This window comes from Amycolatopsis sp. lyj-346 (genome assembly GCF_046548975.1).
In the GTDB taxonomy this organism is placed as follows: Bacteria; Actinomycetota; Actinomycetes; order Mycobacteriales; family Pseudonocardiaceae; genus Amycolatopsis.
Genome location: NZ_JAJPWT010000001.1, coordinates 354,357 through 369,235 on the forward strand (window position 1 = coordinate 354,357; position 14,879 = coordinate 369,235).

Below are 14,879 nucleotides of genomic sequence, written 5' to 3' on the forward strand. Positions count from 1 at the left end.
CGCACTGGCAGGTGTACGTCACCATGCCGGTCATCGCGGCGCTGATCGGCTACGTCACCAAGCGCGTCGCCATCGAGATGATGTTCCGGCCGGTCGAATTCGTCGGCATCCGGCCGTTCCTCGGCTGGCAGGGCGTGCTGCCGGCGAACGCCGAGCGCATGGCCGCCACCGCCACCGAGATGCTGACGACCAACCTCGTCGACCCGAAGGAGATCTTCGCCCGGCTCGACCCGGCGGAGGTGGCGAAGGAGATCGAGCAGCCGCTGCTGCGGGTCGTCGAAGACGTCACCCGCGAGGTGATGGAGACCTACCAGCCGCGGCTGTGGGAAGTCCTGCCCAACAGCGCGCAGCAGCTGCTGCTCAAGCGCGTCCAGGCCGAGGCGCCGAAGGCGATCACCAAGATCATGCGGGAGATCGCGGACAACATCGAGGACGTCCTCGACCTCAAGCACATGGTCGTGACGAACCTGGTCCGCGACAAGGCGCTGCTGAACCGGCTGATCCGGGACATCTCGCGGCCCGAGATGCGGTTCATCGCCCGCTCCGGCATCTGGTTCGGGTTCGCGCTCGGCTGCGTCCAGCTCGTGGTGTGGGCGCTGACGAAGTCGCCGATCGTGCTGCCGCTGTTCGGCATCGGCATCGGCTGGCTCACCGACTGGCTGGCCCTCAAGATGATCTTCCTGCCGCGCGAGCCGCGCCGGTTCTTCGGCATCGACACCTGGCAGGGCGTCTTCCAGAAGCGCCGCGACCAGGTGGCTGCCGACTACGGCGACATGATCGCGCGCGAGATCATCACCATCCCGAACCTCCTGGAAGCGGTGCTGCGCGGCCCGAAGTCCGACCGGCTGTTCGCGATGATCACCCGCGAGGTGCAGAAGACGATCGACGCGCAGGCCAGTGTCGTCAAGCCGTTCGTCGCCATGGCCGTCGGCACGAAACGGTTCCAGGAGATGAAGCAGACGGCGGCCGCGAAGGCCGCGGAACGCGTCCCGGAGACGATCCGGCACGCCGAGGACTACGCGATCAACGCCCTGGACGTGCGCAACACGATCGTCGACCGGATGAAGAAGCTGAGCGCGCTCGAGTTCGAGCAGCTGCTGCGGCCGGCGTTCCGCCAGGACGAGTGGAAGCTCATCGCCGTCGGCGCGGTCATCGGCGGGCTCGTCGGGGAACTGCAGGTGCTCGCCCTGCTCGGGTAGCCGGTACGGTTTCGATCTCGGGATCGCGAGGGGAGGCCGGAATGGACGCTGTCCTGGACGACCTCGCCCGGCATTGGCCGCTCTACGCGGCAATGCCGTTCGTCGCGGCACTGATCGGGTACGTCACCAAGCGCGTCGCCATCGAGATGATGTTCAAGCCGCTGGAGTTCATCGGGATCCCGCCGCTGCTCGGCTGGCAGGGCGTCGTCCCGAAGCACGGCGGCCGGATGGCCGCGGTCGCGACCGAGCTGCTGACGGCGAACCTGCTGGACCTGCGCGAAGTCCTGGGCCGGATCGACCCGGTGATCATCACGAGCGAGCTGGAGCAGCCGCTGCTGCGCGCGGTCGACCACATCGCGCGCGAGGTGCTGGCCGAGCACCACCCGCGGCTGTGGGAGGTCATGCCGACGCTCGCGCAGGAGATGCTGATCAAGCAGGTCCAGGCGTCGGCGCCGCGGCTGGTGCGGGAGTTCCTCGACGACGTCCGCGAAAACCTCGACGAGGTGCTCGACGTCCAGCACATGACGGTCCAGCGGCTGACGCGGGACAAGAAGCTGCTGGTCCGGCTGATCCGCGAAACGTCCCGCCCGGAGATGGCGTTCATCGCGCGGATGGGCGTCTACTTCGGGTTCGGGCTGGGTCTCGTGCAGACGATCGTGTGGGCGTTCACGCGCGAGCCGTGGGTGCTGCCGATCTTCGGTGGCGTCATCGGGCTGTGCACCGACTGGCTGGCGATCAAGCTGATCTTCGTCCCACGCGAGCCGGTGCGCGTGGGACGGGTGATCTTCCAGGGCAAGTTCCAGCGCCGCCGGGCCGAGGTGGCGCGGCAGTACGGCGAGCTGATCGCGAACGAGGTCCTGACGGTCCGGAACCTGCTGGACGCGATCCTGCGGGGCCCCCGCGCGGACCGGCTGGCCGCCCGGGTGGAGCACCTGGTGTCGGAGACGGTCGACGCGCAGATGCCGCTGGCCTGGACGGTGGGCGGCACGCGCCTGCGCGAGATGAAGCACGCGGCGGCCCGCAAGGCACTGGAGCAGCTGCCGGACACGGCCCGGTACGCGGAGGGGTACCTCACCGAAGCGATGGACGTCGCGAAGGTGATCGAGCAGCGGATGCTGGCACTGACGCCGCTGGAGTTCGAGGGCCTGCTGCGGCCGGCGTTCCGCCAGGACGAGTGGAAGCTGATCGCCGTCGGCGGCGTGATCGGCTTCGTCGTCGGCGAACTCCAAGTCCTGCTGATGCTCGGCTAGCTTTGCACTCGCACAGTCACTTTCCCTAGGAAAGATGCGTCTGAAGCACCTCTGGATGCATCTTTCCTAGGGAAAGTGGCGGGTCTAGGCCGCTGCGATGAGGTCTGGGGCCGGGTCTACCGCGCGGACTCGGGTGCGGCGGTCGCGCTGCCAGGCGATCACCCGGCAGACCACGTAGATCAGGAAGGAAATCGCCGTCACGAAGGCGCTCACCGGCAGACCGGGCGCCAGGGACAGCACGATCCCGCCGATCGCCGACACCTCGGCGAAGACCACCGCCAGCACCGTCGCCTTCCACGGGGACGCCGTCACGCGGGCCGCGGCGGCCGCGGGCGTCACCATCAGGGCCACCACCAGCAGCGAGCCGACGACCTTCACGCTCAACGCGGTCGAAATACCCACCAAAAGGGCGAAAACCACGGTCAGGGTCTTGACGGGCACTCCGCGCGCCACGGCGACGTTCCGGTCCACCGACGCAAACAGCAACGGCCGGTACACCACCGCCAACACCGCCAGCACCACCGCCGACGACACCACGAACAACGTCAGGTTCGTCGAGTCGATCGTGATGATCTGTCCCGTGAGGATCCCGAACTTGTTCCCGGACCGTCCTTTGTAGAACGACAGGAACAGCACGCCCATGCCCAGCCCGAAGGACAGGATCACGCCGATCACCGAGTCGCGGTCGGCGTCGCGGGCGCCCAGGATGCCCAGCAGCAGCGCCGCCACCACCGCGCCGATCAGGGCGCCGTACTCGACGCCGATCCCGAGCAACAGGGCCGCCGCGCCGCCGGTGAACGCCAGCTCGGACGTCCCGTGCACCGCGAACGACATCCGCCGCATCACGATCAGCGGGCCGAGCACGCCGGCCACCAGGCCGAGGATCGCCGCCGCCAGCAACGCCGTCTGGACGCCGTCGAGCTCGGTGATCAGCTCCCAGGTCTTGCCGAAGTCGAACAGATCCAAGACTCAGCCCACTTGCTCTTCGACGTCGTGTTCGTGGTGGTGCGGCTCCGCCTCGCACAACGCGCTCTGCGCGCCCGCGATGTGGATCTGGCCGCCGACCTTGAGCACCTCGACCCGGGTGCCGTACAGCTGCGACAGGGTTTCGGTCGTCATGACCTCGTCCGGTTTGCCGATCCGGAACTGGCCGTTGACCAGGTACAGCACGCGGTCGACGAAGGGCAGCACCGGGTTGATCTCGTGGGTCACGAACAGCACCGCCGTGCCGTCACCGCGCCGCCGGGAATCGATCAGCTCGCTGATCGCGCGCTGGTGCGCCAGGTCGAGCGACAGCAGTGGCTCGTCGCACAGCAGCACCTCGGGGTCGCCGACCAGTGCCTGCGCCACCCGCAGCCGCTGCTGCTCGCCACCGGACAACCGGCCGACCGGCTGCTTCGCGTAGCGAGCCGCCCCCACCGCGTCGATCGCCGATGCGACCTGACGACGGCGTGCCGCCATGCCGGCCAGCCCGAAACCCCAGCGGTGCCCGTCGAGGCCCAGCCCCACCAGGTCGACGCCGCGCAGCGTCAGCGACTCGTCGATCGCGCGCTGCTGCGGGATGTAGCCGACCTTGCGGTTCGCGCCACCGGGACGGCCTCCCGCGATCTCGACCGTGCCCGCGGACAGGTCCTGCATGCCGAGCAGCGCCTTGAGGAAGCTGCTCTTGCCGGAGCCGTTCGGGCCGAGCACGGCGAGGAACTCACCCGGCTCGACGACGAGGTCCAGCCCCGACCAGAGGGTGCGGGGGCCGAACGCGAGCCCCGCCCCGCGGACCCGGACCGCGGGGCGTACGTCGTCGGATGCGGGCGACATGGTTACTTCAACGCCCCAGCCAGCTCGTCGACTTCCCCGGTCATCCAGCCAATGTAGTCCGCCACACCCGCCGGGAGCGTTTCGGTCACGCCGACCACGCCGATCCCGGTCTCCTTCGCCTGCTTGACGACGTCCTGGGTCAGCGGCGTCACCGTCTGCTCGTTGTTGATCAGCGCCTTGACCTGCTTGGTCGCGATGAGCTGCTTGTACGCGCTGACGGCGTCGGCCGGGACGTCGGTGTCGTTCTCCACCGCGTCCGAGAACGCCTTGGGCGTCGCGTCGGTGATCTTCGCGCTCGCCAGCAGGTAGTGCGCGACCGGCTCGGTGACGACGACCTTCGTGCCCGGGTGGGCGGCCCCCAGCTCTTCGAGCCGCTTCTCGAGCGCGTCGACCTTCGCCTTGAACGCGGTCGCGTTGTCGCTGAACTGCTGCTTCGCCGCCGGCTGGAGTTCGCCGAGCTGCGCCGCGACCTGGTCGGCCACCTTGTCGACGCCCGGCAGGTCGTACCAGACGTGCTCGTTCTCGTCGCCGGTCGCGGCGATGTCGTAGGCGACGAGCTTCTTCGCGCTGCTCGCCTGCTCGGTGAGCTTGCCGAAGAACTCGTCGTACCCGCCGCCATTGGACAGCAGCAGCTGCGCGCCCTTCGCGGCGAGGGCGTCGTCCGCGGTCGTCTCGTACGAGTGCGGGTCGGCCGACGGGTCGTGGATGATCGACTTGACCTCGACCTTGTCGCCGCCGACGGCGCTGACGACGCTGCCCCAGACGTCGGTCGAGGCGACGACCTTGATCTTGCCCGCCGAGGCGGGCTGCGCGGCGGCGTTGCTGGCGCTCCCGGACCCGGTCGAGGGCTGGTCGCTGCTGGAGCACGCGGCAACGGCCAGCACGGTCAGGGCCGAAGCGGCGGCGAGCGCGCTCCTCGTAAGACGGGAACTCATCGAGAACACTCCTGGACATGCATGATTGCTAATGGAAACCGTTGTCAGATTCACCTTACCCCATCCGGATGACTTCCTGGCCATCCAATCCCCGGTTGGTGTACGCGCCGAAGGGCGCGTGCGGATCGAGACATCGACCACGCGGGGTGTCTCTTCATGAATTCGATCTGAACCGTTACGGTTTGCTGATGGGACGTCCTATTCGCACCCGGAGGCAGGCGACGCTGGCGTCGCTCGCGGCGGAGCTCGGTGTGTCCAGGACCACAGTGTCCAACGCCTACAACCGGCCGGACCAGCTGTCCCCGGAACTGCGCCGCCGCGTCCTCGAGACCGCGCGCCGCCTCGGCTACCCCGGTCCCGACCCGGTCGCCCGCTCCCTGCGCACGCGCAAGGCGGGCGCGGTCGGACTGCTGCTCACCGAAAACCTCTCGTACGCCTTCCGCGACCCCGCCGCCGTCGGCGTCCTCGAAGGACTGGCGCTGGCCTGCGAAGACGCCAGCGTCGGGCTGCACCTGGTGCCGGCCAGCCCGGGCCGCGAAGACGTCGCCGCGGTGCACCGCGCGGGTGTCGACGGCTTCGTCGTCTACTCCGTGCCGGACGACGACCCGCACCTGGCCGCCGTGCTGGAGCGGCCGGTGCCGACGGTGATCATCGACCAGCCGACCCTCGAGAGCGTCGACCGCGTCGGCCCGGATGACGCGGCGGCCGTCGGCAAGATCGCCGAGCACCTGGTTTCCCTGGGCCACCGGCAGGTCGGCGTGATCTGCATGCGGCTGGCCCGCGAGCGCAACGACGACTTCGTCTCCGCGACGCGGCAGAGCGGCGCGCACTTCCACGTCCAGCGCACCCGGCTGGAGGCGCTCGCGGTGGCGTTCTCGGCGGCAGGCGTCGACTGGGCGGGCGTCCCGGTGGTCGAGCGGTTCGACCACACGGTGGACGACGGCGCGTCCGCGGCCCGCCAGCTGCTGGACGCGTACCCGCAGATCACGGCCGTGATCTGCACCTCGGACATCCTCGCGCTCGGCGCCATGGCCGAGGCCGAGCGACGCGGGCTGCGGGTGCCGCAGGACCTCACCGTCACCGGCTTCGACGGCATCGCCGAAGCCGAGCGGATCGGGCTCACCACGGTCCACCAGCCGGTGCTCGAGAAGGGCAAGATGGCCGGGCGGCTGCTGCTCAGCTCGGGCGAGCGGAGCGCGCCCAAGACGATCACCCTGCCGACCGAGCTGCGCATCGGACGGACGTCGGCGCCGCCGCGGACCGTCGAGGAGCCCTGGTTCGGCGGCTGAGCCCGTGACATTGCCCGAAGTGCATTGCTCGATCGCGCACCGGCCGGGGAAAATGGTGGGGTACGCCCGCACCGCGGGGCCACTGGCCGGAAGGTGACCGATGACCTCGATCGACGTACTGCTCAAGCGCAACCAGCAACTGGGGGAAGTGACACCCACCGAGCGGCCGGCGCCGCCGTCGCTGCAGGTGGCCGTGCTGACCTGCATGGACGCCCGCATCCGGGCGGCCGACCTCTTCGGCCTCGACCTGGGCGAGGCCCACGTCCTGCGCAACGCGGGCGGCGTGGTGACCGACGACGTGATCCGCTCGCTCGCGCTTTCCCAACGCAAGCTCGGCACCACCGGGGTGATCATCGTCCAGCACACCGGCTGTGGCGTTGCGACGATCACCGAGGACGACTTCAAGGACGAGCTGGAGAGCGAGACGGGACTGCGGCCGACGTGGTCGGTCGAGGCGTTCCGCGACGTCGAGTCCAGCGTCCGGCGGTCGATGCAACGGGTGCGGCGGAGTCCTTACCTGCCGCACGCCGAGAACGTCCGCGGGTTCGTCTACGACGTGAAGACCGGGAAGCTCACCGAGGTCGAGTAGCAGCCGCTATCGTTCCCATTCAGATGATGCCGACATCCGGATGGGAACAGCATGCGCATTCTCTTCGCCGGGCTCGCGTCCGCCGGCCACACGTACCCGATGATCCCGCTCGCGACCGCGGCGCGGGACATCGGGCACGAGGTGCACTTCGCCGCCGGTGAGCACGTCCACGCGCCGCTGCGCCGGCTCGGGCTGAACCCGTTCCGGCCCGCGGACTCGTTCTACGAGATCTACGCCGAAGACCTCGAACCGGACCTGGCCCGGTTGCGGCCGGACCTGGTCGTGCACGGGTGGGGCCTCCCGGAGGTGGCGGTGGCCGCGCGGCGCGCGGGGATCCCGTCGCTCTGGCACGGGTTCGGCCGGATGTTCCCGGACGACATCGGGTTCGCGCGCCCCGCCGGCGGCGTGCACCTCGACATCTGCCCGCCATCCCTGCAGGAGGCGGGCTTCCTCGCGACCGCGGACCGGATCCCCCTGCGTCCCGTGCCCTTCGCCGAGCCGGGCGAGTTCCGGCGGCCGCTGGTCTACCTGACGCTCGGCACCGCCTTCGGCACGCCGGAGGTGCTCCAGACCGCGATCCGGGGACTGGCAGCACTCGGCGTGCCCGTCGTGGTGGCCACCGGGCGAGTGCGTCCCGAGGAGCTCGGCGGCGTGCCGGACCACGTCACGCTGTCCGCCTGGGTGCCGCAGGCGGCCGTGGTACCGCACGCCGACCTGGTCGTCCACCACGGCGGCAGCGACACGACGCTGGGCGCGCTCGCCGCGGGCGTGCCGCAACTGGTCCTGCCGCAGGGTGCGGACCAGTTCGCCAACGCCGAGGCGCTCCTCGCCGCGGGTGCCGCACTGCGTCTGCTGCCCGGCGAGCTGAGCGCCGACGCCGTCACCGAACAGGCCGGGAAGGCCGCCTCCTGCCGCGACGCGGCCCGCGCGCTCGCCGTGGAAATCGCCGCCATGCCGTCGCCGGGCGAAGTGGCCCGCGAGCGCCTCTCCGCGGTGAAGTAGCCTCCCGGCGTGGCTGTGGACGCTGACGTACTGCTCGACTGGTTCTCCGCGCACGGCCGGGATCTCCCGTGGCGCGAGCCCACCTGCTCGGCCTGGGGCGTCCTGGTCAGCGAAATCATGCTCCAGCAGACCCCCGTCGTCCGGGTGCAGCCGATCTGGCAGGAATGGATGGCGCGCTGGCCGCTGCCCTCGGCGCTGGCCGCGTCGAGTCAGGGCGAGGTCGTGCGGGCCTGGGGCAAGCTCGGCTACCCGCGCCGGGCGCTGCGGCTGCACGAGGCCGCGCGCGTGATCGCGGCCGAGCACGGCGACGTCGTTCCGTCCGATGTGGACACCCTGCTCGCGTTGCCCGGGATCGGCGCCTACACCGCGCGTGCCGTCGCCGCGTTCGCCTACGGGCAGCGGGCGCCGGTCGTCGACACGAACGTCCGGCGGGTCGTCGCGCGGGCGGTGCACGGGGCCGGGGACGCCGGGCCCGCGTCCAACACCCGGGACATGGCCGACGTCGAGGCCCTGCTCCCCGCCGAAGACGCGCCCGCGGCGAAGTTTTCCGCCGCGATCATGGAACTCGGCGCGTTGGTCTGCACCGCGCGGGCCCCGAAGTGCGCGGACTGCCCGATCTACGACGAATGCGCGTGGCAGCTCGCCGGCCGGCCCGAGTACACCGGCCCGGCCAAGCCGGTGCAGCGGTACGCCGGCACCGACCGGTACGTCCGCGGGCGGCTGCTCGACGTGCTGCGCGGCAGCGAAGGCCCGGTCGAGAAGGCCCGCCTCGACCTCGTCTGGCACGACGGCGGCCAGCGCGACCGCTGCCTGGACTCCCTGCTGGTCGACGGCCTGCTGGAGCAGACCCGCGACGGCCTCTTCGCCCTGCCAGGTGAACACTAACGCGCTACGACCAAAGTTGGTCAATAGTTGTCATCGGCGCGATGCGGGGTTACCTTTTCCCCATGGTCCACGTTGACCGCCGGACCCTGCTCAAGGCGGGGGTGACCGCAACCGCGGCCGGCGCACTGGGGATGACGACCACGGGGACGGCCGGCGCGGCCGTTCCGGTACCGGCGATCCACCCGGCGTCCGACTGGGGCGCCCGGCCCGCCACCGGCACGATCGTGGTGGAGAACCACAAACCGACCTACATCGTCGTGCACCACGCGGTCGACCCGCCGATGAACAACGACTTCTCGCTGGCGCGCGCGTACTACGTCTCGCGGTTCATCCAGAACCTGCACATGGACAAGAACGGCTGGATCGACAGCGGCCAGCAGTTCACGAACAGCCGCGGCGGGTACCTCACCGAAGGACGGCACCGCAGCCTGGAGATCCTGCGCGGCGGCACCCGGCACGTGCAGGGCGCGAACGTCGGCAACCACAACAGCGAGGTCATCGGCATCGAGAACGAGGGCCTCTACAGCACGGTGGACGTACCACCGGCGCAGTGGAATTCGCTGGTCTCGCTCGTCGCCTACATCGCGAGCCAGTACGGCATCGCGCCGGAGTTCATCAAAGGCCACCGAGACTTCAACTCGACCGAGTGCCCCGGCCAGGTGCTCTACAACCGGCTGCCGGAGCTGAGGACCGCCGTCGGCCGCGTCCTCGGCGTCGCGGTGACGCGCGCCGAAGCCGGGTGGCCGCTGCTCAAGCCGGGCGACACGGGCAAGAAGGTCCAGCTGGCCCAGCAGTTCCTGCGGAAGTCCGGGTTCGGCGTGCCGGCCGACGGCGTCTTCGGGAAGTCCACAAAGGACGCCGTGGCCGCGCTGGCCGTTCAGGCCGGCCTGCCTCGCGACACGTGCACCGCGGCGAAGGTGTCCGACGAAACGGGCTTCCTCGGCGCGGACGTCTGGCCCCTGATCGTCCCGGCCGGCCGGTCCACGGCGGCCTGGCGAGCGGACCTGGCCCGGGCCTGAAAGACGCAGCTTTCACGTGAAAGCTACCGGTATAGAAATACACGCAGCTTTCCCTATGAAAGTTGCGGCAAGGCGGTCGGTGCGCCGAGCTCAACGGCGCGCACGGTGCACCGTCCCCCTTGCCGCTGCTCAGCGGGACAGGACCCGGGACAGGAAGGCTTCGACGGCGCCGCGGTAGGTCTCCGGGGCCTCGTCGTGGGGCAGGTGGGCCGAGCCCGGGACCACGAGGTGGTGCGCGCCCGGGACGCGGACGGCGACGAGCGCCTGCTGGCCCGGCGGCATCGCCGTGTGCTCGCCCTCGACCAGCAGCAGCGGGCAGCGGATCGCCTCGACGACGTCCCAGTAGTCCCGGCGGCCCCATTCGGCGGCGATGACGTACAGGTCTTCGAGGTCCGCGACCAGGTGGAAGCCGTCCTCGCGCTCCTCGACGCAGTCCGCGAAGTAGCGGCCCGCGTCGCCGAAGAACTCCCGGACGTGGTCGAGCGAGGAGAACGGGACCGGCCAGCTCTCGAAGTACCCCCGCCAGGTCTCCACGGTCCGGCCCCGCTGGTCCGGCGCGAAGTCCTCGGACACGACCGCGCGCACCAGCTCCGGGTGCCGCGCGGCAGTTGCCCAGGCGTGCAGGCCACCCATGGAGTGCCCGATCAGCACGGCCGGGCCGGCGTCGAGGGTCCGCAGCGCGTCGGCGACGTCGTCGGCGAAACGCTCGGTCGTCCACGGGCCGACACGCGGGGCGTTGCCGTGGCCGCGCGCGTCCAGGCCGTACACCACGCCGTAGGGCCGGAGCCACTCCGCGACCCGCCACCACGTCCGCGCCCGGCCCATCAGGCCGTGGAGCAGAACGATCGGCACGCCGCTGCCGCCGAAACAGAGCACGAGGCCACCTAACCACAAAACCGCTGGTACAGAACGTGACCGGATGATCGCTTTCCATGACCTATGGTGGTCGTATGCGTCGCCGACTCACCGCACTGGCCGTCTGCGCCGCGGTCGTCATCGCCGTGGCGTGCGGCGGTGACGCCGTCACCGCGGCACCCCCGCCGCCGCCCATGCACCCGGTGCCGGGTGCGGCCGGCGCCGGCGATCCCTACTACCCCGACGACGGCAACGGCGGTTACGACGCCCTCGGCTACCAGGTCGACGTCAGGTACGACCCGCCGAGCGGCCGCCTCGACGGCGACACCACGGTGACCGCGAAGGCCACCCAGGATCTGAGCCGGTTCGACTTCGACCTGCGCGGGCTGACCGTGCACAGCGTCGAGGTCGACGGCAAGCCGGCCACGTTCACCCGCGAGAAGGCCTTCGAGCTGGTCATCACGCCGCCGGCCCCGATCCGGGCCGGGACGACCTTCCGCACGCGGGTGCGGTACGGCGGCGACCCGGCCAAGACACCGCACGGCGGCGGCAGCGAGAACGGCTGGAAGCACTCGGCCGACGGCGGCGCGTACATGATCGGCCAGCCGCACTCGGCGGCGTTCTGGTACCCGGTGAACGAAACCCCGCGCGACAAGGCCACCTTCACGCTCACCGCGCACGTCCCGGCGGGCTGGACGGTGCTTTCGAACGGCCGAGAGGGCCCACCGGGCACCTGGACCGACCCCAATCCGGTGGCGAGCTACCTGACGACGATCGCGATCGGCAAGTTCGGTGTCGACAAGTCAATGTTGCCGGACGGCACTCCGGTGGTGTCGGCGTACGCGCCGGGCGCCGAAGCCCGCCGCGCGATCGGCGACCGCCTGCCGGAGGTGCTCGGTTTCCTGACCGGCAAGTTCGGCCCGTACCCGCAGTCGGCGGCGGGCGGGATCTTCCTGAACGAAAACGTCCCGTTCTCGCTCGAGACGCAGACGCGCCCGACGTACGCGAAGTGGGCCGACCTGCCGACGCTGGTGCACGAAACCGCCCACCAGTGGTTCGGCGACTCCGTGTCGCTCGAAAACTGGTCCGACATCTGCCTGAACGAGTGCTTCGCGTCGTACTCGCAGTGGCTGTGGGCCGAGCGCGAGGGCCAGAACCTGGACGACCGCTACCGCGCGGCCATCGAGATCACCCACGGCAGCACGGACTTCTGGGCGCAGAAGCTGGTCGGCATGGGACCGGGCCACGAGTTCGAAGGCGTCTACAACAAGGGCATCCTCGCGATGCACGCCCTGCGCCGCGAGATCGGCGACCCGGCTTTCGCCCGGCTGCTGCACGAGTGGCCGTCCCGCTTCCGCCACGGCAACGCGACCTGGCCCGGCTTCGAGGCGGTGGTGACGCAGATCAGCGGCAAGAACCTGCGCGCGTTCTTCGACAGCTGGTTCCACGGCACGAAGCTCCCGGCCGACGCCGACCTGTTCCCCGGTTCACTGCGTGGCTGAGCTGCCCAGCAGCGACCGCGTCAACGCACTCCGCGCGTCCTGCATCTCCCGCAACGCCGTCGTCAGCTCCTCGTCGCCGACCACGACGGCCTCGTCCGGGCGCGCGCCCAGCGCCCGCAGCGACGCCCGCCGCAGCAGCTCCTTCGCGAACGACGCCGTCATCCCGGCCGTCGCCTCGACGACCGGGCCGAGGTCCGCCGTCAGCTCCAGGCCGCGCGCGTACAGGCGCAGCAGCGCTTCACGCCCCGCCGCGTCCGGCAGCGGGATCTCCACCGCGAGGTCGACGCGGCCCGGCCGGTCCGCGAGGGCCTTCTCCAGCTCGCCGGCCCGGTTGGTGGTGAGCAGGAACGTCACGTCGGCGTCACCGCCCACCCCGTCCATGGCGTCGAGCAGGGTGAACAGCAGTGGCTGGACCATCGGCCCGTAGCTGCGGTCCTGCGCGATCAGGTCGACGTCTTCGAGCACCACCACGCTCGGCTGCAGCCGCCGCGCCAGCTCGGCGGCCTTGGCCACGAACCGCATCGCCGTGCCGGTCAGGACCACCACCGTCGTGTCCGGCAGGCGGCCCATCAGGTAGCGGACCGTGTGCGTCTTGCCGGTGCCGGGCGCGCCGTGCAGCAGCAGGCCGCGCTTGAGGTGCTGGCCCGCCGCCAGCAGCCGCTCGCCGTGCTCGGCGATCCCCACCGTGTGCCGCTCGATCGCTTCGAGCACGCCGTCCGGCAGCACGACCTCGTCGCCGCTCAGCCGGGGCCGCGGGAGGAACGTGAGCAGCTCGTTGCCGCGGTTTTCGCTGGTGCCGAAGGCCAGCACCTGGCCGCGCAGGACGTCGTGCTCGGTCATCAGGCGCTCGACGCGGTCCCGGACGCCGGTGGCGATCGCCCGCGATGTCGCCAGCACCTCCAGCCGGCACTGTTCCAGCCCCCACTGCGGGTTGGCCCCGCGGACCGCGAGCAGCACCGGCTCCCCGCCCGGGGCGTGCGTGCCGACCAGGCCGAGCTGCACCGCTTCGGTCGCTTCGTCGGGGCCGATCGCCGTGGTCGTGTAGTCGACCGAGCCGAGCTCGTACAACCCCTGCTTGCGCGCCGTGGCGAGCATCCCGATCACGTCTTCGTGCGTGCGCTGGCCGCCCGCGATGCCGAACCAGCCGACGGCCGTGCCGTGCCCGGCGAGGTAGGCGTCCACGGCGCACTGGATGTTCGCGTGCTCCCACATCGGCCAGTTGCGGGTCACCACCACCACTTCCGGCAGCGCCGCCCCCAGGTGGCCGGTCACGCGCTCGATCAGTTCGCTGCCCCGGCCGTCCGCCACCTCGTCGGCCGTGGCGCGGATGATGCGGGCGAGGTCGGTGGCGAGGTCGCGCTCGGTGCTCCCCATGCCTTCACAGTGGCACGGACCACACTGCGCGGCCAACTAGGGTGGGAGGCATGAGTGTCGTGAAGATCAACGCGATCGAGGTCCCCGAGGGCGCCGGCCCCGAACTGGAGAAGCGGTTCGCCGCACGCATGCACGCGGTCGACGAGCAGCCGGGCTTCCTCGGCTTCGAGCTGCTGCGGCCGGTTTCCGGCGAGACGCGCTACTTCGTGTACACGAAGTGGGAGTCCGAGGAGCACTACCAGGCGTGGGCGAAGGGCGGCCCGGCCGCGGCGGCGCACTCGGGCGAGCGCGCCAAGCCCGTGTCCACCGGGGCGAACCTGCTGGAGTTCGAGGTCGTCCTCGGTTCGCAGCCGGGTGAGTGACCTCGCTCGTGCCGCGGAGCTCCTGGACGGCGCCGGCGCGCTCCTGATCTGCGCCGGCGCCGGCATGGGCGTCGACTCCGGGCTGCCGGACTTCCGCGGCGGCGAAGGTTTCTGGCGCGCGTATCCGCCGTACGCCCGGCTCGGGCTGCGGTTCGAGGAGCTCGCCGACCCGCGGCACTTCGCCGAAGACCCCGAGCTGGCCTGGGGTTTCTACGGGCACCGGCTGGAGCTCTACCGCAAGACCGTGCCGCACGACGGGTTCCGGCTGCTGCGCGAGTTCGGCGCGAACCTGCCCCACGGCGTCCGGGTGTTCACGTCCAATGTGGACGGTCAGTTCCAGGCGGCGGGCTTCGCGTCCGTCGCCGAGGCGCACGGCTCGATCCACCACCTGCAGTGCCTGGCCGGGTGCACGGACGACATCCGGCCGGCCACCGACGTCACCGTGCCGATCGACCCGGACACGATGCGAGCGGTGCCGCCGCTGCCGTCGTGCCCCCGTTGCGGCGGCCTCGCGCGGCCCAACATCCTGATGTTCGGCGACTTCTCGTGGGTCCCGGACCGCAGCCAGGCCCAGCTGGACGAGCTGACGGCGTGGCGCCGGACGGCCCGGAACCTCGTGGTGGTGGAACTGGGTGCGGGCCAGGCCGTCCCGACCGTCCGCCGCTACGCCGAACTGGCCAGCGCGGCGACCGGCGCGTTGATCCGCATCAACCCGCGGGAACCCGAGATCCGCCACGGCCGGGGCGTGTCGATCGCGGCCGGCGCGCTGGAGACGCTGGAGCAGCTCCTGCCGCGCTGACCCC

15 protein-coding genes are annotated in these 14,879 nt (G+C 70.9%); 10 read left to right on the forward strand and 5 right to left on the reverse strand.

The features are described 5' to 3' along the window. The first annotated feature begins 23 nt into the window (after positions 1 to 23). Together ACLJQE_RS01765 and ACLJQE_RS01770 are read left to right on the forward strand one after the other, a co-directional pair. Complete coding sequence (locus ACLJQE_RS01765) at positions 24 to 1,199, forward strand: DUF445 domain-containing protein (RefSeq protein WP_410638277.1); 1,176 nt, start codon at positions 24 to 26, stop codon at positions 1,197 to 1,199. 41 nt (positions 1,200 to 1,240) lie between these two features. Continuing rightward, positions 1,241 to 2,449, forward strand: coding sequence for a DUF445 domain-containing protein (locus tag ACLJQE_RS01770; protein ID WP_410637146.1), 1,209 nt, complete (start codon positions 1,241 to 1,243; stop codon positions 2,447 to 2,449). 84 nt (positions 2,450 to 2,533) lie between these two features. On the opposite strand, the gene ACLJQE_RS01775 is transcribed toward ACLJQE_RS01770, so the two are convergent. Genes ACLJQE_RS01775 through ACLJQE_RS01785 form a run of 3 tightly spaced genes read right to left on the reverse strand, consistent with a single transcriptional unit; the run spans position 2,534 to position 5,199 of the window. Continuing rightward, positions 2,534 to 3,415 (reverse strand): metal ABC transporter permease, encoded by an 882-nt coding sequence (locus tag ACLJQE_RS01775; RefSeq protein WP_410637147.1) that lies wholly within the window; start codon positions 3,413 to 3,415, stop codon positions 2,534 to 2,536. Between the two features lie 3 nt (positions 3,416 to 3,418). After that, on the reverse strand, positions 3,419 to 4,264 hold the full coding sequence (locus tag ACLJQE_RS01780) for a metal ABC transporter ATP-binding protein (RefSeq protein ID WP_410637148.1): 846 nt from the start codon (positions 4,262 to 4,264) through the stop codon (positions 3,419 to 3,421). 2 nt (positions 4,265 to 4,266) lie between these two features. After that, positions 4,267 to 5,199 (reverse strand): metal ABC transporter solute-binding protein, Zn/Mn family, encoded by a 933-nt coding sequence (locus tag ACLJQE_RS01785; protein WP_410637149.1) that lies wholly within the window; start codon positions 5,197 to 5,199, stop codon positions 4,267 to 4,269. Positions 5,200 to 5,387: 188 nt separating this feature from the next. Here ACLJQE_RS01785 and ACLJQE_RS01790 point away from each other — a divergent pair, with 188 nt between their 5' ends. The 5 genes from ACLJQE_RS01790 to ACLJQE_RS01810 all read left to right on the forward strand — a co-directional run bounded on the left by ACLJQE_RS01790 (position 5,388) and on the right by ACLJQE_RS01810 (position 9,983). Beyond that, positions 5,388 to 6,488 carry a LacI family DNA-binding transcriptional regulator gene (locus ACLJQE_RS01790; protein ID WP_410637150.1) on the forward strand — a complete coding sequence of 367 codons (1,101 nt, stop codon included), beginning with the start codon at positions 5,388 to 5,390 and terminating at the stop codon, positions 6,486 to 6,488. Positions 6,489 to 6,588: 100 nt separating this feature from the next. Further along, on the forward strand, positions 6,589 to 7,077 hold the full coding sequence (locus tag ACLJQE_RS01795) for a beta-class carbonic anhydrase (protein ID WP_410637151.1): 489 nt from the start codon (positions 6,589 to 6,591) through the stop codon (positions 7,075 to 7,077). A gap of 51 nt (positions 7,078 to 7,128) precedes the next feature. Further along, positions 7,129 to 8,079: a glycosyltransferase gene (locus tag ACLJQE_RS01800; RefSeq protein ID WP_410637152.1), complete on the forward strand. Its 951-nt coding sequence runs from the start codon at positions 7,129 to 7,131 to the stop codon at positions 8,077 to 8,079. Positions 8,080 to 8,088: 9 nt separating this feature from the next. Continuing rightward, on the forward strand, positions 8,089 to 8,964 hold the full coding sequence (locus ACLJQE_RS01805) for an A/G-specific adenine glycosylase (RefSeq protein WP_410637153.1): 876 nt from the start codon (positions 8,089 to 8,091) through the stop codon (positions 8,962 to 8,964). Between the two features lie 62 nt (positions 8,965 to 9,026). Beyond that, positions 9,027 to 9,983, forward strand: a complete 957-nt coding sequence (locus tag ACLJQE_RS01810) for an N-acetylmuramoyl-L-alanine amidase (RefSeq protein WP_410637154.1) — start codon at positions 9,027 to 9,029, stop codon at positions 9,981 to 9,983. Between the two features lie 129 nt (positions 9,984 to 10,112). Here the strand turns inward: ACLJQE_RS01810 and ACLJQE_RS01815 are convergent, their stop codons facing one another. Next, complete coding sequence (locus ACLJQE_RS01815; RefSeq protein WP_410637155.1) at positions 10,113 to 10,859, reverse strand: alpha/beta fold hydrolase; 747 nt, start codon at positions 10,857 to 10,859, stop codon at positions 10,113 to 10,115. Between the two features lie 74 nt (positions 10,860 to 10,933). Between ACLJQE_RS01815 and ACLJQE_RS01820 the strand changes: the two genes are divergently transcribed. Continuing rightward, complete coding sequence (locus ACLJQE_RS01820) at positions 10,934 to 12,340, forward strand: M1 family metallopeptidase (RefSeq protein ID WP_410637156.1); 1,407 nt, start codon at positions 10,934 to 10,936, stop codon at positions 12,338 to 12,340. Here ACLJQE_RS01820 and ACLJQE_RS01825 read toward each other — a convergent pair. Then, entirely contained in the window at positions 12,326 to 13,714 is a 1,389-nt protein-coding gene (locus ACLJQE_RS01825) for an AAA family ATPase (protein ID WP_410637157.1), read from the reverse strand. The genes ACLJQE_RS01820 and ACLJQE_RS01825 overlap by 15 nt on opposite strands. Positions 13,715 to 13,764: 50 nt before the next feature. Here ACLJQE_RS01825 and ACLJQE_RS01830 point away from each other — a divergent pair, with 50 nt between their 5' ends. Together ACLJQE_RS01830 and ACLJQE_RS01835 are read left to right on the forward strand one after the other, a co-directional pair. Beyond that, on the forward strand, positions 13,765 to 14,076 hold the full coding sequence (locus ACLJQE_RS01830) for an antibiotic biosynthesis monooxygenase family protein (RefSeq protein ID WP_410637158.1): 312 nt from the start codon (positions 13,765 to 13,767) through the stop codon (positions 14,074 to 14,076). Beyond that, positions 14,069 to 14,875, forward strand: a complete 807-nt coding sequence (locus ACLJQE_RS01835) for an SIR2 family NAD-dependent protein deacylase (RefSeq protein WP_410637159.1) — start codon at positions 14,069 to 14,071, stop codon at positions 14,873 to 14,875. Before ACLJQE_RS01830 ends, ACLJQE_RS01835 begins: the two co-directional genes overlap by 8 nt. Positions 14,876 to 14,879: the final 4 nt, after the last annotated feature.